Annotated in this window: 1 protein-coding gene; it reads right to left on the bottom strand. The window is 41.8% G+C overall.

The window, feature by feature from the left end; translation table 11 throughout:
• Positions 1-59: 59 nt before the first annotated feature.
• Positions 60-615 (bottom strand): IS21-like element helper ATPase IstB (istB, locus tag KGF65_RS16810; protein ID WP_216788273.1); only part of this gene is annotated, 556 nt, incomplete at its 5' end.

Below are 615 nucleotides of genomic sequence, written 5' to 3'. Positions count from 1 at the left end.
TGTCAAGGGCAGTTTAAAAATGTAGGTTTTCGGCAGAAAGAAATGTAGGTTTTCGGCAGTTACTTGAGGCCACGTAATCGGTAAGATTTACCAGTGATCTTCACTACGTGAACATGATGAACCAAGCGATCGAGAATGGCTGCTGTCACAGTTGGGTTCTGGAAAATATCAACCCAAGCGGATAGATCACTATTGCTGGTAATGATCGTTGAATGCTTTTCATAGCGGGCATTGACTAGCTGAAATAGGAGGTTAGCTTCTTGGTGACCAATTGGCAAATACCCAATTTCATCAATAATTAATAGGTCATAGCGCGAATAGCGGCTTAGAGATCGATCAAGCAGTCCTTTTTCGTAAGCTGCTCTCAATCTAATCAACAGCTCATGACAATTAATAAAGAGAACCCGACAGCCCTGTTTACAGGCCTCAATCCCAATACTAATTGCCAAGTGGGTTTTATCGACTCCCGGATTGCCAATAAAGATTAAGTTTTCAGACTTTTCCATAAAAGCCAGATTCTGGAATTCCAGAACCTCTTGGCGATTAATACTGGGTTGAAAGCTAAAATCAAATGTATCTAGGGATTTTGTATTGGGGAACCGAGCACGGCCAATG

Source organism: Lactiplantibacillus sp. 30.2.29, assembly GCF_018991255.1.
GTDB classification, from domain to species: Bacteria; Bacillota; Bacilli; order Lactobacillales; family Lactobacillaceae; genus Lactiplantibacillus; species Lactiplantibacillus pentosus.
This window is presented reverse-complemented; position numbering and strand designations above follow the sequence as displayed.